This is a genomic window from Paenibacillus dendrobii, from assembly GCF_009807035.1.
In the GTDB taxonomy this organism is placed as follows: Bacteria; Bacillota; Bacilli; order Paenibacillales; family Paenibacillaceae; genus Paenibacillus_AQ; species Paenibacillus_AQ dendrobii.
Genome location: NZ_WUBI01000003.1, coordinates 618668 through 643055, shown reverse-complemented (window position 1 = coordinate 643055; position 24388 = coordinate 618668). Strand labels below are relative to the sequence as shown.

Sequence of the window (24388 nt, the reverse complement as noted above, 5' to 3'; positions counted from 1 at the left end):
TTACTGGCTGCTCATTTTTTTGTGATAAGCTTCCGTCATTTCATCTGCCACTTGCTTGAGCGTTGGATCATTGCGCAGCTGCTCGATGAGCTTGTCGTAGTTCTCGATGGTGTCTTTGCCGATGATCACCTTGGTACGCATATCGCTCACTTTTTTCGAAATCTCAGGATAATACTTGTTGTAGGCTTCGGAATACAGCTCGTTGCTCGGATTCGGTGTCTTGATTTTCTTGCGCTCATTCACGATTTCGACGTTGCGGTCATAGACATCATCCGGCATGCCCACGGCACCGATGGACATATCGTCGCTGATGAGGTGGATCAGATTGTTCATGTTTCCGTCACCCAAATGGTCGGTAGCGCTTTGAGGCGTCGGTATTTTGCGGCCGTTCTCGACGTTGTAGTGCACGCCCTCAATGCCGTAGGTAGCCAGTTCATTGCCTTCTTTACCGTAGGCATAGTCGAAGAACTCCAGAATCTTCTTCACTTTGGCCTCTGGAACTTTCTTAGGGATCAGATAAACGCCATAATACGGCGATCCTGATGGAGTATATTGATCTCCGCCGGCATTTTGCAGATACGTGATCGGCATGTAGTCGGCTGTAGGGACCACTTCACGGATTTTCGAGCCGGTGACCCAGGCATGGTTCATGGATTGGGAAGTTCCGCCCGAATTGCCTCCGCGAATCAGGTCAACCGTCTGGGAATATTTCATAATAGCAAAATCTTTCGGAAACAATCCGGCTTCAAAGGCCTTTTTGATCCAGAGAACGGCATCGCGGGACGCATCCTCGGTAATGACAGGGACGAGCTTGTCATCCTTCAGCTTCCACTGGCCTTGAACTCCGTTAAACACGCCGTATACGAAGCCCAGTGTGTCCGGGTTGGCGGCGTACGGAATCTCATCTGCTTGTCCGTTGCCGTTCGGGTCCTTCTCCTTAAAAGCCTTCAGCACATCGAAAAATTGATCCATGTTGGTCGGTGTCTGCAGCCCGAGCTTATCCATCCAGTCCTTGCGCAGAATCGGGAAAGCGCCGCCGCCATAACTCGGATAATACCGCGGGATGACAATGTTCTTGCCGTCTACTTTGGAGTCCGTCCACATTTCCTCCAGGTTTGGCGCGCTGAGGTTCGGATAATCCTTGATATACGGTGTCAAATCCCAGAATACGCCCTGCTGGATCATTTTTTGCAGCTGCGGGTTGACCAGGGATTCCACGAACGTCACTTCAGGCAAATCGCCGGAAGCGAGCATGACGTTGATTTTTTCCTCCGATGTGGATGGCGACAGCCAGGTAATATCCAGCTTGGTGTTGGTGCGTTTCTCGAATTCTTTCCAGATCACGTTGGTATTGTCAATGAATTCGGTAGCATAATTCAGCGTCTGCATCTGAATTTTCGTTGGTCCGGATGAATCGGTCGATGCACCTTTGGAACCGCCGCATGCTGTGAGAAGAACGCTTGCGCCCAGCACGACCAGCACGGATTTCGTCAGCAAAGATTTCTTTACCTGTTTTCTTGGTGGATTCATTTTCTATAACCTCCTTTGGATTGGCAACACCTATATATCCATCATTCCTTTACAGAACCGACCATGGCGCCTTTCGCGAAGTGCTTCTGAAGGAACGGATACACCAACATAATGGGAATGGTAGCAATGACGACCGCAGCCATTTTGAGCGTTTCCGTCGGGAGCTGACGGTTCATTTGCAGCGACACGCTCTGATTGCCCCCTCCGCCGCCCATGGTGGTCGGATCAACCAGCATATTCTGCAAAAGTACCTGCAGCGGCCACTTCGACTGCTCGTTGATGAACATAATGCCGTTAAAGTATGTATTCCAGTAGCCCACGGCGAAAAAAAGTCCGAAGGCAACGATCGCCGGCAGCGAAAGCGGGATGATAATCCGCCAGAATACGCTGATTTCGGTGCATCCGTCAATACGAGCTGCTTCATCGAGGCTTTCCGGAATGCTGTCAAAAAAGCCTTTCATCAATAGCACGTACCATCCGCTCGTGAGCGACGGGAGAATGAGGGACCAGATACTGTCGATCAGGCCCAGGTTTCTTACGACCATATATAGAGGGACAAGACCCGGCGTGAACAAAAAGGTCAGCAGAATCATGAACATCATGGTTTTGCGGAAACGGAGCCTCCGGCAGGAGATGGCATACGCCAACCCTCCCGTTACCAGCAGGCTTAAAGCCGTTCCGACCGTCGCGAGAAAAATGCTGACCATCAGGGAGTTCACGAACAAGCCGTTGCCCAGCAGATATTTATAGGCATCCAGTGACCACTGCTTCGGCCAGAGGATCAAATCACGGGTGTAATATTCCGTCGGATCGGTGAATGAAAGCACGATGGTGTAGTAGATGGGGAAGACCATCGCCAAGCTAAACAGGATAAGCAGGCCCAGGTTGGTGACGTTGAACAGACGGTCTTTCCAAGACGTATTGAGTTCCATGATCATCTGAAGACTCTCCTTTCCGTTGACTTTAATATAAGCTCTCCTGGCCGAAGCGTTTGGCGGCTTTGTTCGCGCCAACGACCAGAATGACGCCTACAATGGATTTGAACAGGCCGATTGCGGTACTGTAGCTGAATTCGCCTTGCCGGATACCCACACGGTATACGTATGTATCGAATACTTCGGCCACCTGCGTTACCGCAGCATTCATCATCAGGTAGACCTGCTCGAAGCCCGTATCCATGATGGTTCCCAGGCGAAGGATGAACAGGATCATAATGACGTTTCGCATCGCGGGTAGCGTAATATGCCACATTCTCCGGAAGCGTCCGGCTCCATCGATGACGGCGGCTTCATATTGCTGCGGATCAACGCCGGCGATGGAAGCGAGGAAGATAATCGTGCCCCAGCCGACCTCTTTCCAGATCGACTGTACGGTCAGCATCCCCCAGAAATAATTCGGATTCGATAGAATATCGATCGTGTTCTTATCCATCGCGGTCAGCAGCTTATTGAACAAACCCTCGGATTGGGAGAACATCAGGAAGGTGAGTCCGTAAATCAGCACCCAGGATAGGAAATGAGGGATATAGATCAGGGATTGCACGGTGCGCTTCATGATCTGGTTGCGAACCTCGTTCATCATAAGCGCCAGGATGATCGGTGCCGGGAAGAAGAAGATCAGGTTCATGACGCTGATGCCAAGCGTATTGCGCAGCAGCATCCAGAAGTCCGGATTCGAGAAGAAACGGGTGAAATGTTCGAATCCGACCCATTCGCTTCCAGTGATCCCGAGGTACGGGGAGTAATCCTGGAAACCGATGATCAGATTCGTGATGGGAATATATTTGAAGATAATAAAAAATAAAATGCCTGGCAGTGCCAGCAGGTACAGGTACTTATCTCTTTTCAAATCCGGCCATATCGATCGTTTGGGCTGTCTTGGTTTTGTTCTCGACTTCGTTGCTTGCATCGGGCTACCTCGCTTTCTTTGGGTCAAAAAGTGAACGATAAACCCAATGTAAAGGCTTACAACATTTTCGGCAATTCGACTTTATTTCAAGGTCGCGGGGCGGCTTGGAATGCTGTTGTTACAAGCATTTCACGGATTTTTATTTCAGGGGATTGCACTTTTTTGATAAGCGTTATTTTGGGGTCTTTTTTCCGTAAAAACCGGTTTTTTTCTGTCTGAAAGCCTTTCCATGTCAACTTCATTTCGCTATGATGGATGAAAACATTGCCACGAATCATCAGAGTTTCATATCCGAATTGGGAAACGGTCAGGAGTGAGGGGTTTGGGTAAAGAGTGGACGAGGAAACTGGCGTCAAAGGGAATCATGTACTGGAAAACCATTGCGCTTGCCATATTGCTCACATGCGTTCCGATATCCATTGTGAGTTTTATCAGCTGGCATGTCGGCAATCAATACCTCATCAGGCAGCATCAGCAGAACAACGAAGAGCTGGTGAAGGATACCGCGCGGCAAATCGACGAGCAGTTTTCCCAGCTGGTTCAATATGCCGTACACATGATCTCCAATCCCATCCTGAAGCCTTCCCTGGCCGACAGGAACTTTGTGGATCAATTCGAAAAAACGCAGGAACTGAGCGACACGCTGTATTTTATCGAGAATGGGGACCCGCTGATCGACCAAGCGTATCTGTATGTGGAGAAGCAAAATAAGATCATGCAGCCCATGCTTGGTCTGCGCACGCTGGATAACCCGGCGGATGCGGTTGCCTGGAGAAATATCATGCGCTCCGATAAGGGCATCTTCTGGACCAATCATCTATCCAAACCCTTCAATCAAGGGAACTCGTCTCATGCCATCGTGATGAAACTGCCCTTCAACAGCCAACAGTCCTACGGGGCGCTTGTGTTATACGTTAATCCGGCCAAGGTTCATCTGAATGCCAATTCCGAACAGGTAGCTTTTGTTTTGGACGGGGAGGACACCCTTGTCGGACAATCCGATGCCAGCATGCAGTATCCGGAGGTCATACCCGATATTCAGGAGGTCATGAGCACCACCAAGCGTTCTTACGACACCCAGATGCATTTCCAGCTTCCGATGAAGAATGACAAATTACTGGTGAGCGCGTTATCTTTTGAGAAAATGGGGGGTATCTGGACCTTTGTTTCAGGTACGCCTTCCTCGGCGATTACGGCACCTACCGGACCATACAGGCATGTCGTGCTGACCTACTGGGGCGTTTCTCTGTTGCTGGCCTTAGCCCTGAGCTGGTTTGCCTCAAAACGGATGTATAGGCCGATCCGCCGGATGGTGGATTTATTCAAAGAAGGCAAATCCGAGACGACGACGGAAAATAACGAGTTGAAATACATCGAGGAAAAATGGCGGCAGTACCGCTCCGTGAACGAAACGCTGCAGAGCAATCTGAATCAGTCCATCCCGAAGGTTCGGGAGGCGCTGATCAACCAATTCGTATCGGGGCAGGCCGCCCATCTGACGGAATCCGAGATCGCAGAGAAGCTGCAAGGCTTGCAGCTGGACATTACGAAGCAGCACTTCTTCATCATCGTATGCCAGCTCCATTCCCTCAGCGAGGACCGCGGCCAGCTAACGGCGAAGGATCATCAGCTGCTTGCCTATGCGGCAATCAATCTGCTGCATGAAATGTCCGAGCGCCTGGCTTCCTATGTGCATACCATCGATTTTATGGACGGCTCCTTTGCCGTGATCGGATTCGTACCGGCAGCTTCGCCGGTTGAGGAGCTGAAGTCGCCGCTGAAGGAATTAAGCGCGGACATGATCGGTACGCTCCGGGATGTGATGAATATGCCGGCAACGATCGTTGTGAGCGGCCCGGCGGGGGTCTGGACGGATGTGCCTTACCTGCTGGAGCAGGGCAGAAGAGCGCTGAGTTACCGCAGCTTTACATCGGAGAGCCAGTTGCTTGAAGCTTCTGTCGTGCTGGAACAGGCGAACCTGGAGGTGGAGTTTCCCTTTGATCTGGAGCAGGAGTTTACGCATACGCTGAATCTGGGTCTGGAAAAAGAAGCCGAGGAAATCCTGATCCGGTTTGTGGAGGTGCTTCAGAATGACGGGGCGCCGGAATGGGTCGTTCATCAGGGGCTGATGCGGCTGAAGAACAGCTTGTACCGTTCCATGCTGCAGTCCAACCGTAACCCATATGCGCTGTATGATGGGGTGAAATTACAAGAGGAGCTGGAGGCGCTCCGGGATTCAAACGCTTGTATTGGGTGGTTCCGCACCAGCATTATCAAGCCATATATCGAAGTGCTGCACAAAAGCTACCATCAATCCATGAAGCATATTGTCGATCAGGTGATCTTGACGATTAAGGAAAACTATATGAGCGATATTTCTTTGGAGACGCTCGCCACGGAAGCGAATGTAAGCGTGTCTCAGTTGAGCAAGGCCTTTAGGCAGATGACGGGCTCTAATTATATTGATTATTTAACCTCGATCAAAATGAATCACTGTAAGAAGCTGCTCGTGACCACGGATATGAAGATCAGCGAAATTGCCAAGGCTGTCAGTTATCAGCCTCCGTATTTCAACCGGATGTTCAAGAAATTGGAGGGGATGACGCCCGGGCAGTACAGGGAGCAGTTTAACTCCGTCCAAGCGGATCGGAAACAGGCTTAGTGTGCACGGATGCTCATAAATAGAATAGTATAACGTTAGGACATCCCTCGGATGTTCTTTTTTTTCGCTATTTTGCATAGCTTGGTTAGTCCTCGTGTTTAGACAACGGCGTGGAAGGAATGATACAATAGTAACTTCATTTTTCGAGGAGGTGTCACCATGAAAGTTTGGGAATGGGCAGGGGATGTTTACCACCAGATCCGGTGGATGGACGTGTTGATTGCCTTTGGCATTATGGCCTTATTTTTCATTGTAAACCGATTGCTCGTTACATACGTATTTTCATTTATGAACAAAAAATTCAAAGCGGGCGAGCAAGCGCTCATGTGGCGGCAGGCTTTCGAAAAGCCGTTGCGGCTGTTCATTGTGCTGCTCGGCGTGTATTTGGGCTTGAAATATCTCCTTCCGGCCGCGTGGCTCGCGGGGATGATGTTTGACCGGTGGTTTCGGAGCGCGGTCATCATTTTGGCCGGATGGGGACTGCTTGTTCTATCGAACCAATCCTCCTTCCTGCTAGAGGAAATCAGCAAAAAAATCCGGCTGGACGATTCCAGCATGCTGATCCCCTTTCTGTCCAAAGTGCTCCGTTTTGTCGTCTTTGTATTGATCATCACCCTGGTTGCATCCGAGTGGGGATTCAGCATGAGCGGCGTGGTTGCGGGTATGGGACTCGGCAGTTTGGCGATCGCGCTGGCTGCTAAAGATACACTCGGCAATATCATCGGCGGGATCGTCATCATTTTGGAGAAACCCTTTTCCAAGGGAGACTGGATCTTGACGCCAAGCGTGGAGGGCTTTGTGGATGACATCACCTTTCGAAGCACGAAAATCCGTACCTTTGCGGATGCTCTGGTCACCGTGCCCAATGCTACGCTTTCGGGCCAGCCCATTACGAATTGGAGCCGGATGGGCAAACGAAGAATCAATTTTACGCTGAATGTGGCACTGGATACGGACCGAGGGCGGCTCGCGGCGGCAACGGAACGCCTGGAACGAATGCTCCGGGGAGATGAGAGGATCGATCCGGCCACCATCATGGTCAAATTTACGGAGTTCCAGGAGAGCAGTCTCGGCATCATGTTCTATTTCTTTACGAAAACGACCGTATGGGCGGAGTATTTGATAGTTAAGGAGGAAGTGAATCTGACGGTGCTGGAGGTGCTGGAAGAAGAGGGGATCCGGCTGGCCTATCCGGCGCAGCGGGTACTGCTCGAAGCGTTGGGGGAGGAGAACGGGAGCCCGAAGGAGGTACAATCCTATTCGGCAGCGAAATATTGACTAACCGGCATTTTATCTAAAACAAAACCCCCCGACGCATATAAGCGCACGGGGGTGTCTTGTATTCCTATACATGCTCGCTGGCTGCACTCATGCAGCTGCGCCTAATAGTCAGACCAATCCCGGTCGCCTGAGAGGAATTTTTCCGTCAGGATCGACAGGAGCTGAATGCCTACTTCGTTTTGTCCGCCTTCGGGAATGATCAGGTCGGCGTATTTCTTGGAAGGCTCAATAAATGCCTCATGCATCGGCTTGACTGTAGTCAGATACTGCTGATTCACCGATTGGATGGAACGACCGCGTTCCTCGATATCGCGAACGACGCGGCGCAGTATGCGGACATCGGGATCAGTATCGACGAATACCTTGATATCAAGCATTCCGCGAAGATTCTCGTCGGACAGCACATGCAGTCCTTCGATAATCACAATATTATTGGGTCTCAGTTCAACCGTTTCCGATTCGGAGCGGGCATGGACCGTGAAGTCGTACACCGGTGCGTATGCTGCTTCTCCTGCCCGAAGCCGGGCTAGGTGTTCGATCAGCAGCTCATTATCAAAGGCGAAGGGGTGATCGTAATTAATCAGCGCCCGTTCCTCCATCGTGAGTTGTTTGTGATCTTTATAATAGTTGTCCTGGGATATAAATGTAACTTTTCCCGTGCCAAGACGGTCAATGACGGAGAGGGCTACTGTCGTTTTGCCGGAGCCTGTCCCGCCTGCGATACCAATAATGAGCATGGCTTGTATATAAACCTCCCTGATCTATTTGCCGGTGCAATTCCAGTATTGTAGCACAGCATCCGCATTTTTTCACCTTCCTTCCGCATGTGTAAGGCAAGATGGGGATAATTGCAGGGAATGAAGCATTACCGTCATTTGCTCTTTTACTAGGCGTGGGCTATCTTTGAAGTGAATATGAGAACCTAAGGACGGAAGGGAGGGATGTGAAAATGCAAAGTAAAGTTATTTTTCTGACTACGGACAGCATGGGTAACGGAGAACGGGAGCTGGGAACGCAAATACTGGAGACGTTCTTTACCCTGCTTAAACAGCGGGAGCAGCTGCCTGCGGCCGTTTTTTGCGCAAACCGGGGCGTGCTTGCACTAACCGAGCAGTCGCTGGCTTCCGTACATCTGAAGGAACTGGCAGACCGAGGCGTGCCGGTGCTGGCCTGCGCGACATGCGTTGACTACTATGATGTGCGTGAAAAGCTCACGGTAGGCGAGATTTCGAGTATGGGTTACTTTATGGAGCTGGCCGAGAAATATGAAGTCATGACTCTGGCCTAACGGTTTCCCCAAGCGAAAAAGGCGGCACAAGGGGTTCTGTATCTTCCGATGCAGAGCCTTATTTTGATTCCCCGAAAAAGCCGAAAAATTAATATGTAGATAATGACATATTGCTAATATTTTACTTGTAAACGGTAACAAAAAAGGCAGAAAATAGTCCCGATTTAGTACCATTTCTCTGCCCATTCTTCCACCGCACGCAAAGCTCTCCCGAGTTCCGTTCCCTTCCTCGTCAGCGAATATTCCGTACGAATGGGACGCTCCGTAATGACATTCCGAATTATGATTCCGTTATCCTCCAATTCCTTGATCCGCTCATTCAGCATGCGCTTACTCAGGTCTGGAATATACGCCTGAATCTCGCTAAAACGTTTGGGCTCCTCCATTAGGGTATGAATAATGAGATTGACCCACTTCTTCCCTGTAATTTGGTAAGCGATTTCTACCTTTTCACATAACGGATTGTCTTGTTTTTCGCCGTCCATTTGACTCACTCCTCTACTATGTGGTTACTAAACGTATTTAAGTTACTACTCAAGTAAAATGGATAAAAACTTGATGAATCCATATTGATTATACAACATAATATCACGGAAAGCGCTATCATTAAAGGCCTGAGGGCACTGTTCATAATTTGGACAAAAAATGTTTGACAGAGCGGAAAAATGGGTTTAATATTGCCCATGTTAAGTAATCGGGTTATTTTTAGTAACCATATAGCGGTGATAAACTGCTGCCGGCAGCTTAGAGTTTTATGGTGGAATGGAGGAACATACGGTGGACAATATGTCATTTGTTTTGTTTGGAGGCACAGGGGATTTAGCGAAGAGAAAAATATACCCTGCCCTATTCAATCTGTATATAGATAACAAAATGCCTGAGGCATTCTCGATCATTGCACTGGGAAGAAAAGAGCAGTCCCATGCAGAGTTTCAGCAAGTTGTAGCCAAATCGCTGCAGACCTTCTCCAGAAGAGCGGCGAACGACCCGGCTGTGCTTAATTCCTTTTTGAATTCGATCCGTTATTCCTCGTTGGACGCGGGTCATTTGGAGGATTTCCGGAAACTGCGGGTTTTGGTAGAGTCGCGCGAGCAGGAGCTGAGCATTCCGGGTAACCGCATGTTCTACCTCTCGGTCGGACCGGAATTCTTCGATGTCATTGCGCTCAGCATCAAAGAAAGCGGCCTAGGAACCACGAACGGATGGAAACGTCTGATTATCGAGAAACCGTTCGGACGCGATCTGAAATCGGCACGTCACCTCAACGAGCAGCTCAGCAGAGCTTTTGACGAAAACGAAATTTACCGGATTGACCACTATCTTGGCAAGTCGATGGTGCAAAACCTTGAAATCCTCGAATCCTCAAATCCTATCCTCAAAGCCCTGTGGTCCAACCACCACATCGCCAACGTTCAGATTACCGCGAGCGAAACGGTCGGTGTCGAAGAAAGAGCGGGATACTACGATAACGCTGGAGCCATTCGCGACATGGTACAAAACCATATGCTTCAACTTCTTATGATGATTAGCATGCGTCTTCCGCGCAAAAGCGACGCCAGCGAAGTCCGCATGAAGAAGAGAAACGTGATGGAATCCTTGCGCCCCCTTCATATCGATAACATCACGAGCAACGTGATCCGCGGTCAATATACGGCTGGTGAAATTCAAGGCAAGCCTGTGGCTGGCTATACGGATGAGCCAAACGTTCCGAAATCCTCGAAGAACGATACTTTTATTGCACTCCGTTTATGGATCGATAATTATTTCTGGAACGAAGTCCCTTTCTATATCCGTACAGGCAAACGCATGGCGGAAAAATCTACGCGGATCGTCATTGAATTTAAAGAACCTTTAAAAGGACAAACTACCACGAGCGACCCTAATCTTCTGGTCATCGAAATTAATCCGAACGAAGGCATCTTTATTCAGTTGAACAAAAAAGATCCGTTGAACACAGAGAAGCTTGAGCCAATGCGCGTTAACTTCTTCTCGAACGAAAAGGAAGTGCCGGAAGCTTACGAAAATCTGATTTTCGATGCGGTCCGCGGCGATTCCACTTTCTTCGCTCACTGGGATGAAGTTGAGTTGTCATGGGAATATGTACAACCGATTCTGGATAGCTTCGAGCAAGATATCATTCCTTTGTCGTACTACCCTGCAGGCTCCAACGGACCTGAGGCTTCCGACCAATTGGTGGAGGCGGACGGATTCAAATGGTGGCTTGATAAAACCCCGTCTGAAGCAAAGGCGGAAGATAAAGAATTGGTGGCTCAATCCTGATCGCTTGGAGATCATACGGGTTAAATAAATTAATAATAGATAAAAACAGCATGGTGTGGAGGTAATTATATGAAAGTCGGATTAGTTGGATTAGGAAAAATGGGTCTTAACCTGGGACAAAATCTTATGGATCATAACCATAACGTGGTTGCGTTTGACCTCAATACTGCTGCAGTTGCAGACATGAAAAGCAAAGGCGCTGAAGGCGCCGCAACTTTGAAAGAACTTGTGTCCAAAATGGAATCCCCAAGAATCGTCTGGATCATGGTTCCGCATTCGGTAGTCGATTCTGTCATCGATGAACTGTCTCCGCTTCTATCGAAGGGCGATATCGTCATCGAAGCAGGGAATTCTCATTACAAAGAATCGATCGCCAGATACAACAAGCTCAAGGAAATCGGCGTGAGCTTCCTTGATGTGGGTACATCAGGTGGTATGGAAGGCGCACGTAATGGCGCATGCTATATGATCGGCGGAGATCAAGAGGCTTGGAACATCGTTGAACCGATCTTCAAAGATACAGCGGTCGAAAATGGTTATCTGTACGCAGGTAAAGCCGGCAGCGGTCACTTCCTGAAAATGGTCCACAACGGCGTGGAATACGGCATGATGGCCGCGATCGGAGAAGGCTTTGAAGTCCTTGAGAAGAGCGATTTTGATTATGACTATGAGAAAGTGGCACGCGTATGGAATAACGGGTCCGTTATCCGCTCTTGGCTCATGGAATTGACCGAGCAGGCCTTCTCGAAGGATGCGAATCTCGATGGCATCAAAGGCGTAATGCAATCCTCCGGCGAAGGCAAATGGACCGTGGAGACGGCTCTCGACCTGCAAACCGCGACTCCGGTAATTGCATTGTCCCTGCTCATGCGTTATCGTTCTCTTGAGAATGACTCGTTCACAGGCAAAGTGGTTGCCGCGCTTCGCAATGAGTTTGGCGGTCACGCTGTAGTCAAAAACTAATCAAAAAACAAATTGGAGGTAAGTGAATCATGAAATTTTTTATCGATACTGCAAATTTGGATGACATTAAAAAGGCATACAAAGTCGGCGTATTGTCCGGTGTAACAACCAACCCTTCGCTGGTTGCCAAAGAAGGCGTGAAGTTCGAGGACCGTATCGCTGAAATTTTGCAGGCTGTTCCTGAGGTTGAATCGGTATCTGCCGAGGTGACTCCGGATGCTGAAACCGCAGCAGAAATGATCGCACAGGCTGAAGAGCTGATCAAGATCAACGGCGGCGACAAAAATATCACGATCAAACTTCCAATGACATTGGATGGTCTTGAAGCTTGCCGCTACCTGACCAAAAAAGGCGTGAAAACCAACGTTACGCTGATCTTCACCGTGAACCAGGCTCTGCTGGCTGCACGCGCAGGCGCAACGTATGTTTCTCCATTCCTGGGCCGCTTGGACGATATTTCGGAAGATGGCGTGCTGCTGGTATCCAAAATCGCCGAGCTGTTCCGCATTCATAACCTGGACGCGCAGATCATTGCCGCTTCGGTCCGCCATCCGGATCATGTAACCCGTGTAGCTATGGCTGGAGCGCATATCGCAACCGTTCCGTTCAGCGTTATCGCGCAGCTTGCAAAACATCCTTTGACAGATCAAGGCATCGAGAAATTTGCTGCTGATTGGAAAAACGCTACGAAATAAGCTTGCCCCGTTCAACTTGTAAAAAAATTAAAAACCGCATGGAAAGGCGCTTGTCCGCAGGCGTCTATCCTGCGGTTTTTTTTGCGAGATTCGGAATGTAAAGAAATTAATATAAAACAAAACAAAATCGTGCATAGAAACATGGAGAAGAGTTGGTTATAATCTTTGCTGTAAGCGCTGCCGCAAATAATGATAAACCCGGCTTCAAGCCGGGGTGGTGAGATATGAAGGGAGGATTTAATTCATGACGCAAGTATTTGAGACCCGTATTGTCCATTCTTTGGTGAAAATTTTTTCTGATGAGGAATTGACGGAGATCGCCGCGGCTTCGGGCGCCGCGCTGTTGAACGAGGTGTTCTCGTATCAAGTGGCCTATCGGTCACAGCAGCTTATTCCTGAGGTTAAGGTAACCGTGGAGTCTGGCCTTGGTAATCGGATTATGCTGCGCAGCGTCGGCCTGGCGCCATCGGAGTATCCTGTGCAGCATGATCATGATGATAACATGCTTCGGACGAAACCCGGCTTATACCCGGATCCGCTGCTGCCGCTGGACGGCGACGTCGTGCGTGCATATCCGGGGCAATGGCGTTCGATATGGATCACGGTGAATCCGCAAAATGAGGTGAAGCCCGGCGTATACCCGATCGTGGTTCGCTTTGAGTCGGTATCCGGCGAACAGTTGGCGGAGGAGCGCTTTGAGCTGGAGATCATCGGCGCCTCGCTGCCGAAACAGCAGCTGCTCCATACGGAGTGGTTCCATACGGACTGCCTGACGACGCACTACCATACGGAAGCTTTCGACGAAAAGCATTGGGATTTGCTTCGGCAGTACATACAAACCGCTGTTGACCATGGCGTTAACATGCTGCTGACCCCATTGTTCACGCCGCCGCTTGATACAGAAGTCGGGGGCGAGCGTCCGACGGTTCAGTTGGTGGACGTTGAGGTGACGGGCGAAGGCGAATACCGTTTCGGATTTGACCGCCTGAAGCGCTGGACCGATCTATGCGATGCCTGCGGCATCGAGTATTTCGAATTCTCGCATCTGTTCACGCAGTGGGGCGCTCAGCACGCGCCGAAAATCATGGCAACCGTTGGCGGCGAAACGAAGCGCATCTTCGGCTGGGAGACCAACGCGTCGGGCGAAGCTTATCATGCCTTCCTGAACCAATTCCTGCCGCAGCTAGTGGAATGGATCCGGGAGAATGGGCTGGAAAGCCGCAGCTATTTCCATATTTCCGATGAGCCGACGCTGGATCATCTGGACTCTTACGAAAGTGCCCGCAATATCGTTAAGGACCTGCTCGAGGGATTCCCGATCATCGACGCGCTGTCGGATTATGATTTTTATGAAAAGGGTCTGGTGGAGAATCCGATCCCGGCCAACGATCACATCGAGCCTTTCTTGAAGAATGGGGTAACGCCGCTGTGGACGTATTACTGTGTCTCGCAGTATAAGAAGGTATCCAACCGGTTCTTCAGCATGCCATCCGCACGGAACCGGATTCTGGGCTACCAATTGTACAAATACGATGCGGCCGGATTCCTGCACTGGGGTTATAACTTCTGGTATACGCAGTATTCCAAAAAGGTAATCGACCCGTTCCGCGTCACAGACGCAGGGGGCGCTTTCCCTTCAGGGGATCCTTTCCTGGTATATCCGGGCGAGAACGGTCCGATCGAATCGATTCGGATGGAGGTGCTGAGGGAGGCACTGCAGGATTTGCGGGCGATGAGGCTGTTGGAGGAGCTGATCGGACGAGAAGCGGTTCTCGCGGCATTGGACGAAGGGCTGGACGAACCGATCACCTTCAGCGTTTATCCCAAGAATGCTGACTGGCTTCTGTCCAAGCGTGAATGGATGAACGGAAAAATTAAAGAGCATGTCATGCTGAAAAAATAAAAAAATGGTTGAAGAGAGGCATCTGCGGATGCTTCTTTTGTTGTTCGTGGTTTATGATATCCATGAGTAAAATTACAATATATACAAATTATTACAAGGTTAAGGGCGTTTTATTAGCTTTTCAACGTCAAAGGGGGAGCCATGATAAGAGGATGAAAGCGGATGATGGCTTGGTTCTTGCTGACTCTGCAGCTCGCCGGGTGCGCCGGTTCGAAGCCGCAGGTGGACACACTGGCGGTCATTCAGCCGCAGAAAGACTCAAGCTACTCGGATATGTTCAAGACCCTGTCGCTCGGCAGCGTATTCGATTATAACCTGCGGCTGCCGCATGCGGATACAACCTGGTTTGAGGTTTGGGTGGAGGGCTATAAAAAGGGTGAAAAAATGCAGGATTCGCAGCTGATCCGTCTCTCTTACGGCAACGCCCCTCCGGATCAAGCGAGGGTGCGATGGGCTGGGGAATGGTCACAAAAGGCGGGGAGCAGAAGTCCATGATTTTATACGCCCCAGGAGTCAGCACGGGCCTCATTGACGTCCCCGGTGTCGTCGATAAAGATCTTTCGTCCATGATGGGCTCTGTCATAGGGGATAAGGAGCTGGAGCTGAAAGCGGGGGAGTCTGCCACCTTGGCCGTATTTCGCCAGAATAAGTCCGGCGGTTATCGGACCTATGACGTGAATAACCCCCTGGACCTGAAGGAGATGCTGGCAACGGATGCTTTAACACTGCTGCTGAAGATCAAGGTCGATACACAGCGCCCGAAACCATAGAGTTGAAAGAGAGATCAGTTAACGTTTCGGGTTTTTCCTGAACGCAATTGATGAAGAAGACATCGATAAGATGTCTTTTTTTGCGCAAAGCGCAACATGATAAGGATCATTTCCGTCACAGGAGTATATGGAAGGAGGAGGAACATGCGCAAGCATTGGATCTTTGCCGTTATACTGCTGCTAATAACGGGCTGCTCCGCAGCGAAGGTTGCGGAACCGGAAGGGCGCTGGGATCACAAACACGGATATGTCGTGGCCAAAGAAAACGGGAGGGTGCTGGTCGTGCGCAAGCAGGCAGCGCCGGAAACGCCGCTGAACGATATCCTGGCGGAAGCTCAGCCCGATGCGATTTGGCTGTCTGTCGGAAAGGGTGATTACGACGCCGTTTCTGTGGGTGACGAGGTCGGGATTCGGATTGCGAACGGGGCTATCGATGAATCTTATCCTGCGCAGGCGGGAGCCGATATCGACATAAAGTAGGCGAGGGTTTACGATACCCTCGCCGTTCTCTTACACGATATTCACATCATTACAAGCGTAGGTTATGATTTCATGCTTTAGGCATTTCGTTAAAGAAAGCGACATCCTCAATTGGCAATCTTACCGTCGGGTGTCCGGGCTTCGCCCCCTTGCCGATGGCGATGAGCATAACAGGAGCGTATCTCTCCGGAATATTGAACGCTTCTGTTAATTTACCTTGGTCAAACCCGCCCATCGGGACCGTATCATAGCCTTTAGCGTGGGCGACAAGCATCAGCTGCATGGATACCAATCCACAGTCAATCAATACTTTTCGGAGAACAGTCTCTGTAGGCATGCTCGCGAACATCCCTTGATAGCGTTCCACGAATGATTTGGCTGTCTCTTCAGGCATGTAACCCGCATCGACTGTCATTCCGTAGATTTTCTCAGCCAACGTGTAGCCTTCCAAATCTCCGAGTACCGCAATGACAGCCGATGCCTCAATCACTTGCTGCTGCTGGTTGGCGATCGGAAACAGTTTTTGCTTCAGCTCCTGTGAGTCGATGACGAGGAACCGCCACGGTTGCAGATTGGCCCCTGAAGGAGATAGTGTAGCTTGCTGCAGGATTTCGTTCATTTCCTCCCGCGGGATCTTTGCTTCAGAATGATAGTAGCGTACGGACCGCCGATCTTGAATCACATTAAAGAACTGCTGCTGTTCCACCTTTTGAGACGATTGTACAACGGACATGCTATTCTCCTCCTCATGATTACCGTGCTCTATGCAGGCACAAGATGTCTTCAAACAAAATGCAGACGAACTATTAACTGATATCATAATGATTACAGTTTTGAGCTCATATGGCCTTCGGTCTTCGAATGCCAGCCCTGGTAATTAGAATTTCATGTACCCTCTATATGAAACAATGTCTAAGTCTCCTTCCTAAGCTTTGTAAGACTAACGCTGCTTAAGCTAAATCATAGCAGTGAGATATGTCTTAATGTTACTATAAATTATCAGATGTATAATCTAAAGTAGACACATTATTTTTATATAGCTCTATAAAATAGACTAGATATATTATAGTAAGGAGTGATTTTAGTGGATGTAAGCAAAGAGGATGAACTATGCCTCATTTCCATTCGTGAAGCTTTGAAGGTTGTCCGCGGAAAATGGTCTATTTTGGTGCTTACCTTACTTAGTCTGGGTCCGCAGCGCTTTAATCAAATGCGAAGAAATTTAGACCATATCAGTATCAAGTCTCTAACGGATGTCCTGCACCACTTGGAGCAGCATGAAGTCATCAATCGCCAGGTTTTCCCTACCAGACCTGTAACCGTTGAGTACACCCTAACGGATAAAGGCAGGGCGTACATCCCCGTGCTTCGGGAATTGCGCATTTGGGGTGAAAACTGGGGAGAACATCCGAAGCTCGGTTGATGGCGAAACCTCGTTCTTTGCTTCGGAATCCAAGTAGATACAGGATCGCTGATCCTGAATTACGTTAAAAAACTGCGTCTAAGTCCGTAATAACGGGACTGGGCGTGGTTTTTTTGTTTTGCTGAAAACTTTCAATATATATTTTCAAAAGGGGTTGACATGGCGTACGGATGCGTTATAATAATAGTCAAAGAAAGTCAAAGTCAAAAGATTTGATCAAACGTCAAACCGGACGGATCAAGCTTAGACTGGACGCCGGTATCCGTGTTTATAGGAGCAGTATTAGCAGGCAGATACCTTGTACTAAACCAAACCATAATCCAGCTATACAAGAAAGGGGCAATGAATATGCGTTGTCAAAAATGTAATCATAACGAAGCAACCGTAGGACTTAGCCTAACCGTAAATCAACAATCCGAGAGACTTTATATATGTAAGGAATGCTATGCAGAAATAAACAGCGGAATTCCGTTCCACGCCGGCTTCGGCTCGTCCGGCATGTCGCCGATTGATGAATTTTTCAAAGGCTTCATGCAGCCGCCGCAATCCCATCAGGATGCAAATGGCGCGAATGGTGCAGCCACCCGGGCTCCCGGCCGCAGCGGCCAGGGCGGGAACGGCATACTGGATCAGCTGGGACGTAACTTGAACGACGCGGCGAAGGCAGGCCAGATCGATGCCGTGATCGGCCGTGACGAAGAGATCGAGCGCGTCATCGAAATTTTGAACCGCCGCAGCAAGAATAACCCGGTGCTGATTGGTGAACCGGGGGTCGGTAAAACGGCGATCGCCGAAGGGCTTGCCCTTCGCATTACGGAAGGCAAAGTGCCTGCCAAGCTGCTGAATAAAGAAGTCTATTCGCTGGATGTGGCTTCGCTCGTAGCCGGCACTGGCATCCGTGGCCAATTTGAAGAGAAGGTCAAGCAATTGATTGCTGAACTGCAGCAGCGTGAGAACATCTTGCTGTTCATCGACGAAATCCATCTGTTAGTGGGTGCAGGCTCAGCCGAAGGCTCCATGGATGCAGGCAACATCCTGAAACCGGTGCTGGCGCGGGGCGAACTGCAGGTGATTGGTGCGACGACTCTGAAGGAATACCGTCAAATCGAGAAGGATGCCGCTCTGGAGCGTCGGTTCCAACCTGTCATGGTCGATGAACCGAATGTGCAGGAAACCATCGAGATTCTGAACGGACTGCGTCCGAAATACGAGGAATTCCATGGTGTTCGTTATCCGGATGAGACCATTGCAGCCTGTGTTCAGTTGTCACACCGCTATATTCAGGACCGCTTCCTGCCGGACAAAGCGATTGATCTGCTCGATGAAGCAGGCGCCAAACTGAATCTGCGGATGTCCGATAGCGGACAGGGGCAGGTTAAGGCTCGATTGGAGCAGGTTAAGGCTGAGAAAGATCAAGCGACACGCAGCGAAAATTACGAACGCGCCGCCAAGCTGCGCGACGAGGAGAACGAGCTGTTTAGCCAGCTGCATACCGCAGGGCAGCCAGAAGCCCAGGCAGAAGTTAGCGTGGAAGACATTCAGCACATTATTGAACGGAAGACCGGCATTCCAGTCGGCAAGCTGCAGCGGGATGAGCAGGATAAAATGAGAAACCTTGCAGTCCGTCTCGGCACAAAGGTGATTGGCCAGACCGAAGCGGTCGACAAGGTGGCTAAAGCGGTCCGCCGCAGCCGCGCAGGCCTCAAGCCGAAGAATAAACCGATTGCATCCTTCCTGTTCGTCGGACCGACCGGCGTCGGTAAAACCGAATTGTCCAAGTCGCTCGCCGAAGAGCTGTTCGGCCAAGCAGATGCGATGATCCGGCTTGATATGAGCGAATACATGGAGAAGCATTCGGTTTCGAAGCTGATCGGTTCGCCTCCAGGTTATATCGGTCATGACGAAGCCGGCCAGCTGACGGAGCGCGTACGCCGCAATCCTTACAGCATCATCCTGCTCGATGAGATCGAGAAGGCGCATCCTGACGTGCAGAATATGTTCCTGCAGGTGCTGGATGACGGCCGCCTGACGGATAGCCAGGGACGGACCGTAAGCTTCAAGGATACGGTCATCATCATGACGTCGAACGCAGGCATTATGGAGAAGAAAATTACCGTCGGATTCTCAGCCGCCGAATCGGTGCAGACCAGCTCGATTCTGGATTCGCTGGGCGCGTACTTCCGTCCCGAATTTCTGAATCGTTTCGATGCAATCATTCCGTTCGCTTCCCTGAAGGAAGAGGTTTTGGTCCAAATCGTCGATCATATGCTCGATGAAATCGTGAGCACTTTGGGCGAACAGGGCATTACGCTCAGCGTGACCGATGAGGCGAAGAAGAAACTGTCCGAGCTCGGCTATAACCCAGCATTCGGGGCCCGTCCGCTGCGCCGCGTCATCCAGCAGTACGTGGAGGACGGCATCACCGATCTCGTACTGGACGACGAGAATGTATCGCACATCAACGTGGATGTTCAGGATAACGCCATTCAGGTAATGAAAGGCTGAAGGTTACGAATGAATAACTAAATATGATGTCTTAGCAACGCACCTTTCCAAATGGAGCATGAAGAACCCGCCGGTTCGATGCATGGCCATTTGGGAGGTGCTTTTTATATTTTCCGCAATAGGCCACACAATTGTAATCAGGCTTACGCTCATGACGGCGGGACAGATGAAGAGACTTATTTATATTGTGAAAAAATGAACAAATTTCGAAAATAGACTACAAACCTCTTGCAATGTGAAAAAAATCACAGTATATTATAAATGTGAAATAAATCACAAAAACGAAATGGAAGACAAGAACGATTCGCTGATCACTTAAATAATGGCCAACCCCAATATTCAAATGGCACGAAGGCCTCAAGCACAACATTCAATTCTTCTTACTCATATTTTTCATTCAACTCGATTTGATACCCAAGGAGGAATTTTTCATGAAAATCGCAGTCATCGGATGTACTCATGCAGGAACCGCAGCGGTGGTTAACGCCGCAAAGCTTTATCCTGAAGCTCAGATCACCGTCTACGAGCGTAACGATAACGTATCGTTTTTATCTTGCGGTATCGCCCTGTACGTGGGCGGCGTTGTGCAGGACCCGCAAGGACTTTTCTACTCTTCGCCGCAGCAGCTGTCCGATTTGGGCGTCGTCACGCATATGCGCCATGAGGTTCTGTCGGTCGATACGGACGCCAAAACGCTGCAGGTCCGCAACCTGTCGTCGGGTGAAGCTTTTACGGATACTTTTGACAAACTCATCGTCACGACGGGTTCGTGGCCGATTATACCGAAGCTTGCCGGGATGGAACTGGGCAATATCCTGCTCTGCAAAAACTATGAGCATTCGAATACCATCATCGAAAAGGCAAAGGCTGCGAATCACATTACGGTGGTCGGCGCAGGCTACATCGGCGTGGAGCTGGTGGAAGCATTTCAGCAAAGCGGCAAACAGGTGACGCTGATTGACAGCGCGGATCGGATTTTGAACCGGTACCTGGACGCCGAATTCAGCAGTCGGATCGAGGATGCATTCCGCGGTAAAGGCATTGAGCTGGCGCTGGGCCAGACGGTGCAGGCTTTCGAAGGACGGGATGGCAAGGTAAGCCGTGTCATTACCAGCAAAGGCGAAATCGAGACGGATCTGGTCATTCTTTGTATCGGATTTCGTCCGAACACGGAGCTGCTTAAGGGTCAGGTGGATATGCTGCCGAACGGCGCGATCATCGTCGACGAATACATGCAGACGAGCAAGCAGGATGTGTTTGCCGCCGGCGACAGCTGCGCGGTACGTTATAATCCGACAGGGAAGGCAGCCTACATCCCGCTGGCGACCAATGCGGTACGCATGGGGATGCTGGTCGCCCGCAACCTGATGCGGCAAACGACCAAGTATCTGGGTACACAAGGAACGTCCGGCCTGAAAATATATGAGTTGAATTTGGCTTCGACCGGCCTTACCGAGGGAGCCTGCGCAGATGAGAAGCTGAGCGCGGAAGCCGTTACGATTGAGGATGCCTACCGGCCGGAATTTATGCCTACCGCAGAGACGGTGACACTCAAAGTCGTGTATGAAAAAGAAAGCCGTCGCCTTCTCGGGGCGCAGATCATGTCGGCCGTCGATTTAACCCAGGCGATGAACACGCTGTCGGTATGCATTCAAAACGAAATGACCGTTGATGAACTCGCCTTTGTGGACTTCTTCTTCCAACCGCACTACAACAAGCCGTGGAACTTCCTGAATTCGGCAGGCATTGCGGCGCTGCCTGGGGTTAAGACAGAGCAGCTGCAGCATGCTTAATCGCTGAATCATCTGGACAGGATTCATACAACAAAGGTCCCTTCGAAATACCAAAAAGGTCATCTTCACAGATGACCTTTTTTTGCTGCATTCTTGAGAGAATCGAGCCTGCTTCCCGGTGATGCTTCTGACTGTCTACTCAGCCTGCTTCTTCTCTTTGCCGCCCAGATTGATGCCCACCTGTCCGTCATGGCTGCCGACATTCCCGCCGAGCTTGAGGCTCACACCCTGACCGCCACCCATTTGGGCACCGGCATGGGCACCTAGACCATGGTCTCCGCCAATGGATGCGCCGGTGCTGAATTCAGCACCTTGACCGCCGCCCAACTGGCTCTTCACGTGAGCACCAATCCCATGCTCGCCGCCGACCTGGGCCTCTGTGTTCAGACCAATTCCCTGCTGTAAGCCGGCATGGCCCTCTACATGAGCCTGAATGCCGTATTTGCCGCCGACTTGGCTGCCGGTCTCGAATTGAAAGCCCTTGGCCGTGTTGTTCAGGTTCGCTTCACCTTGCACATTCAAACCGTAGTTTTCCGAACCTACATGGCTGCTGACCTGATTGCTGACACCGTGTTTGTCTACCTGCGTCGTGGCTTGAAAACCTGCACCATGCTTGCCTCCGACCTCAATGCCGGTATTCATTTTCACTCCCGGTTGGTTTTCTGCCTTCAAGTTCTCGGGTTGAACATTTTCGGGTTTCTTCTCCGGCTGAGGTTGAAGCTTTACTTGAAACCCCTTGGGAGTAGGCTCGAACCGGTTGGGATCCAGCGGTTGGTACGGTGCGGCATAGGAGATGCCGGGGTAGGGAGAAGGGTAGGCGGGATATGACGGATACGGCGCGTATCCCGGATAAGATCCCATATAGGGATAGGCCCGTTCCGGTGAGGGCCAGTAATAGAAGGATGGCGGAAACGGACTGCGGAATGTATAAGGATACGGATCATACATAAAAGGAACCGGATGTATGTGCTGGAAGCCAGGCCCGTAGGGATAGCTAGTCGTCATGTGAAAGAACCTCCAGATCAAATGTGATGATATAGCCTATTCACGGGAATGCGAAATGACACATATTATCCGGGTTTGATTTCACTGATTGTAGAGGTCCTTTGAAGGACGTTCTCCTTATGAGCCTGTCCGAACGGCCGGGAGACGGATCGTAATCGTCGTGCCAGTGACGGGACTGCTGTCCATGGCCATGCCGTATTGCGTGCCAAAATAGAGATGAATCCGTTCTTGGACGTTCACCAGCCCGATATGATTATCATCATTCACCGCATCGGTATGGTCGGCAAGCCGTTGCCGCAGAGCAGCAAGCTGCTCCGGATTCATCCCCGCTCCGTTGTCACGGACGGTGATAAGCAGTTGGTGCTCATGCAGCTCGGCGCATACTTCCAGCAGTCCGTGGCCGGGTTTCTTTTCGAGGCCGTGAATAATGGCGTTCTCCACCAGCGGCTGCAAGGAAAAATGGACGACCTGCAAGGACTCGGTATGAGGCGCCAGCTGCTCGGAATACCGGATTTTTTCTCCAAAACGCATCTGCTGCACCTTGATGTACAGCCGGATATGCTGCAGCTCCTGTTCCAGCGAAACGATATCCTTGCTCATCTTGGTATGGATGCGGAAAAGCTGCCCCAGCGTGCCGATCATCTCCCCGATTCCGCGTTGGTCGTTCAAAATGGCCTTCATTTGCACCGTTTCCAGGGCATTGGCGAGAAAGTGCGGATTAATCTGGCTCTTTAGGGCGCCCAGCCTCGCAACCTTTTGCTGTACCTTGGCTTTGGAAGAGCGTTCAATATAATCTTGCAGCTCCTCGACCATTTTGCGCAGACCCTGATACAGCACGCCGAATTCATCCTGCCGTTTGCTTCCGAGGTCCACGTCAAAATTGCCCATACCGACCCGTTCCACCTGGCGCTTCAGGAAAATAATCGGCTTCGTTACGCGTGCCCGCATGATGAGCAGAAAAAGAATGGCCATACCGATGGAGCCGACAGCAAGGAAGAGAATGATCCGGCCGAGCATTGCGGAATCCTTGGTCATTTCCTTCTCATTCGTATATTGAATGACCTTCCAGCCGGAATAAGGGGAGGTGACAAAGTTGAAGTAGGAATCATGGCCCTCGAAATAGCTGTAAAAACTGCCTGTCTGCTGACCCAGCACCTGCTCGAACTTTTGGCTGTCGATTTGCATCGGCTTCGAAAAATCCGGGTTTTTTGATGCATAAATAATGGCTCCTGATGGGTCCGTAATGGCAAAATTCCGCTTCGTATTCTCGGACAGGCTCAGAATTTCGCGCAGGGAATCCAGCCGGATGTCCACCAGCATGACGCCAAGCGGCTGCTTGCCGCCGGTTTTGTTAATGACCCTCGCGATCGAGATCACCTTTTCTTTGGTATCGATCTTGTGGAAGGGGGTATGCGTGCCGAAGATGACAATGCCACCCTTTTTTTCGAGCGTTTTGAGGTACCAATCCTCCTGTTCGAAATTTTCATAATGCAGGTCCGCGCGGTTGAAGTTGGCAGAATAGAAAAGCTGATGCCCGGCGTAAATCTGCACGCTGTCGACGTTTTTGATCGTCATTTCTAACGTACCTATAAAATGCTGGATGACGTACTGGGAGGAGAGCTTCTGGTCGTCATCCGGATTATGGATCCATTTTTCCAGCGCATTCTGCAGCTGCCCGTCCATATGCGCGTAAAGCGTCCCTTTTTCAATGCTCTGCAGGTATTGGTCGATATTAAAGGATAAATTTTTCAAGATCAGGTCGGAGCTGCTGGTGTATTCCGATTTAACCGTTTGCAAAGAGGCGGAGTAGATGATGGCCGAGATGATCAGCAGCGGAATGGTGACCGTCAGGATCATCAGGACGAATATTTGCGTGTTGAGATGCCTCATATGAAAAATTTT

21 protein-coding genes are annotated in these 24388 nt (G+C 50.3%); 13 read left to right on the top strand and 8 right to left on the bottom strand.

The annotated features are described in order from the left end of the window. Genes GRF59_RS20920 through GRF59_RS20910 form a run of 3 tightly spaced genes read right to left on the bottom strand, consistent with a single transcriptional unit; the run spans nt 1 to nt 3438 of the window. Nucleotides 1–1530, bottom strand: coding sequence for an extracellular solute-binding protein (locus tag GRF59_RS20920; protein ID WP_160499641.1), 1530 nt, complete (start codon nt 1528–1530; stop codon nt 1–3). Nucleotides 1531–1571: 41 nt separating this feature from the next. Continuing rightward, entirely contained in the window at nt 1572–2468 is an 897-nt protein-coding gene (locus GRF59_RS20915) for a carbohydrate ABC transporter permease (protein WP_237391944.1), read from the bottom strand. A gap of 25 nt (nt 2469–2493) precedes the next feature. Further along, complete coding sequence (locus GRF59_RS20910; RefSeq protein ID WP_160499640.1) at nt 2494–3438, bottom strand: ABC transporter permease; 945 nt, start codon at nt 3436–3438, stop codon at nt 2494–2496. A gap of 364 nt (nt 3439–3802) precedes the next feature. On the opposite strand from GRF59_RS20910, the gene GRF59_RS20905 reads away from it, so the two are divergent. Together GRF59_RS20905 and GRF59_RS20900 are read left to right on the top strand one after the other, a co-directional pair. Continuing rightward, nucleotides 3803–6100, top strand: coding sequence for an AraC family transcriptional regulator (locus tag GRF59_RS20905; protein ID WP_160499754.1), 2298 nt, complete (start codon nt 3803–3805; stop codon nt 6098–6100). Nucleotides 6101–6259: 159 nt separating this feature from the next. Continuing rightward, the gene (locus GRF59_RS20900; RefSeq protein ID WP_202128779.1) at nt 6260–7378 is read left to right on the top strand and encodes a mechanosensitive ion channel family protein; all 1119 of its coding nucleotides are present in this window, start codon (nt 6260–6262) and stop codon (nt 7376–7378) included. A gap of 104 nt (nt 7379–7482) precedes the next feature. Here GRF59_RS20900 and udk read toward each other — a convergent pair whose 3' ends face one another. Beyond that, complete coding sequence (gene udk, locus GRF59_RS20895) at nt 7483–8118, bottom strand: uridine kinase (RefSeq protein ID WP_160499639.1); 636 nt, start codon at nt 8116–8118, stop codon at nt 7483–7485. 212 nt (nt 8119–8330) lie between these two features. Between udk and GRF59_RS20890 the strand changes: the two genes are divergently transcribed. Next, the gene (locus tag GRF59_RS20890; RefSeq protein WP_160499638.1) at nt 8331–8669 is read left to right on the top strand and encodes a DsrE family protein; all 339 of its coding nucleotides are present in this window, start codon (nt 8331–8333) and stop codon (nt 8667–8669) included. 164 nt (nt 8670–8833) lie between these two features. On the opposite strand, the gene GRF59_RS20885 is transcribed toward GRF59_RS20890, so the two are convergent. Further along, on the bottom strand, nt 8834–9154 hold the full coding sequence (locus GRF59_RS20885) for a winged helix-turn-helix transcriptional regulator (RefSeq protein ID WP_160499637.1): 321 nt from the start codon (nt 9152–9154) through the stop codon (nt 8834–8836). A 292-nt stretch (nt 9155–9446) separates the two neighbouring features. Here GRF59_RS20885 and zwf point away from each other — a divergent pair, with 292 nt between their 5' ends. The 7 genes from zwf (at nt 9447) to GRF59_RS20850 (ending at nt 15760) form a co-directional block, all read left to right on the top strand. Further along, entirely contained in the window at nt 9447–10949 is a 1503-nt protein-coding gene (zwf, locus tag GRF59_RS20880; RefSeq protein WP_160499636.1) for a glucose-6-phosphate dehydrogenase, read from the top strand. Between the two features lie 69 nt (nt 10950–11018). Then, on the top strand, nt 11019–11912 hold the full coding sequence (gnd, locus tag GRF59_RS20875; RefSeq protein WP_160499635.1) for a phosphogluconate dehydrogenase (NAD(+)-dependent, decarboxylating): 894 nt from the start codon (nt 11019–11021) through the stop codon (nt 11910–11912). Between the two features lie 29 nt (nt 11913–11941). Then, nucleotides 11942–12607, top strand: a complete 666-nt coding sequence (fsa, locus tag GRF59_RS20870; protein ID WP_160499634.1) for a fructose-6-phosphate aldolase — start codon at nt 11942–11944, stop codon at nt 12605–12607. Between the two features lie 244 nt (nt 12608–12851). Further along, complete coding sequence (locus GRF59_RS20865; protein WP_160499633.1) at nt 12852–14510, top strand: DUF4091 domain-containing protein; 1659 nt, start codon at nt 12852–12854, stop codon at nt 14508–14510. A 162-nt stretch (nt 14511–14672) separates the two neighbouring features. After that, the gene (locus GRF59_RS20860; protein ID WP_237391943.1) at nt 14673–15005 is read left to right on the top strand and encodes a hypothetical protein; all 333 of its coding nucleotides are present in this window, start codon (nt 14673–14675) and stop codon (nt 15003–15005) included. Further along, entirely contained in the window at nt 15002–15280 is a 279-nt protein-coding gene (locus GRF59_RS20855; RefSeq protein WP_160499631.1) for a hypothetical protein, read from the top strand. The genes GRF59_RS20860 and GRF59_RS20855 overlap by 4 nt, the downstream gene beginning before the upstream one ends. Before the next feature lie 144 nt (nt 15281–15424). Continuing rightward, entirely contained in the window at nt 15425–15760 is a 336-nt protein-coding gene (locus GRF59_RS20850; protein ID WP_160499630.1) for a DUF3221 domain-containing protein, read from the top strand. 70 nt (nt 15761–15830) lie between these two features. Here GRF59_RS20850 and GRF59_RS20845 read toward each other — a convergent pair whose 3' ends face one another. Continuing rightward, nucleotides 15831–16493 carry a nitroreductase family protein gene (locus tag GRF59_RS20845; RefSeq protein ID WP_160499629.1) on the bottom strand — a complete coding sequence of 221 codons (663 nt, stop codon included), beginning with the start codon at nt 16491–16493 and terminating at the stop codon, nt 15831–15833. A 351-nt stretch (nt 16494–16844) separates the two neighbouring features. Here GRF59_RS20845 and GRF59_RS20840 point away from each other — a divergent pair, with 351 nt between their 5' ends. From GRF59_RS20840 to GRF59_RS20830, 3 genes are all read left to right on the top strand, one after another. After that, nucleotides 16845–17183: a winged helix-turn-helix transcriptional regulator gene (locus GRF59_RS20840; protein WP_160499628.1), complete on the top strand. Its 339-nt coding sequence runs from the start codon at nt 16845–16847 to the stop codon at nt 17181–17183. Nucleotides 17184–17531: 348 nt separating this feature from the next. After that, nucleotides 17532–19688, top strand: a complete 2157-nt coding sequence (locus tag GRF59_RS20835) for an ATP-dependent Clp protease ATP-binding subunit (RefSeq protein ID WP_160499627.1) — start codon at nt 17532–17534, stop codon at nt 19686–19688. Nucleotides 19689–20119: 431 nt separating this feature from the next. Further along, nucleotides 20120–21481, top strand: a complete 1362-nt coding sequence (locus GRF59_RS20830) for an FAD-dependent oxidoreductase (protein WP_160499626.1) — start codon at nt 20120–20122, stop codon at nt 21479–21481. Nucleotides 21482–21616: 135 nt separating this feature from the next. Here the strand turns inward: GRF59_RS20830 and GRF59_RS20825 are convergent, their stop codons facing one another. Continuing rightward, complete coding sequence (locus GRF59_RS20825; protein WP_160499625.1) at nt 21617–22486, bottom strand: hypothetical protein; 870 nt, start codon at nt 22484–22486, stop codon at nt 21617–21619. A 117-nt stretch (nt 22487–22603) separates the two neighbouring features. After that, entirely contained in the window at nt 22604–24376 is a 1773-nt protein-coding gene (locus GRF59_RS20820) for a cache domain-containing sensor histidine kinase (RefSeq protein ID WP_237391942.1), read from the bottom strand. Nucleotides 24377–24388 lie beyond the last annotated feature (12 nt).